This window comes from Pseudoduganella danionis (genome assembly GCF_009720775.1).
In the GTDB taxonomy this organism is placed as follows: domain Bacteria; phylum Pseudomonadota; class Gammaproteobacteria; order Burkholderiales; family Burkholderiaceae_D; genus Rugamonas; species Rugamonas danionis.
Genome location: NZ_WNKW01000033.1, coordinates 1 through 458, shown reverse-complemented (window position 1 = coordinate 458; position 458 = coordinate 1). Strand labels below are relative to the sequence as shown.

Below are 458 nucleotides of genomic sequence, written 5' to 3'. Positions count from 1 at the left end.
CGCGGTACCGTGGTAACCGGTCGTGTTGAGCGCGGTATCATCAAAGTCGGCGAAGAGATCGAAATCGTCGGTATCAAAGACACCGTGAAAACCACCTGCACCGGCGTGGAAATGTTCCGCAAACTGCTGGACCAAGGTCAAGCAGGCGACAACGTTGGTCTGCTGCTGCGCGGCACCAAGCGTGAAGACGTGGAACGTGGTCAAGTTCTGGCAAAACCAGGCTCGATCAAGCCACACAACCACTTCACCGGCGAGATCTACGTTCTGTCGAAAGATGAAGGCGGCCGTCACACCCCGTTCTTCAACAACTATCGTCCACAGTTCTACTTCCGTACCACCGACGTAACCGGTTCGATCGAGCTGCCAGCCGATAAAGAAATGGTTATGCCAGGCGACAACGTGTCGATCACCGTTAAGCTGATCAACCCGATCGCTATGGAAGAAGGTCTGCGCTTCGC

Annotated in this window: 1 protein-coding gene; it reads left to right on the top strand. The window is 55.0% G+C overall.

The window, feature by feature from the left end:
* The coding region (locus tag GM655_RS22590) for an EF-Tu C-terminal domain-related protein (protein ID WP_267874324.1) at nucleotides 1–458 on the top strand (458 nt) is incomplete at both ends.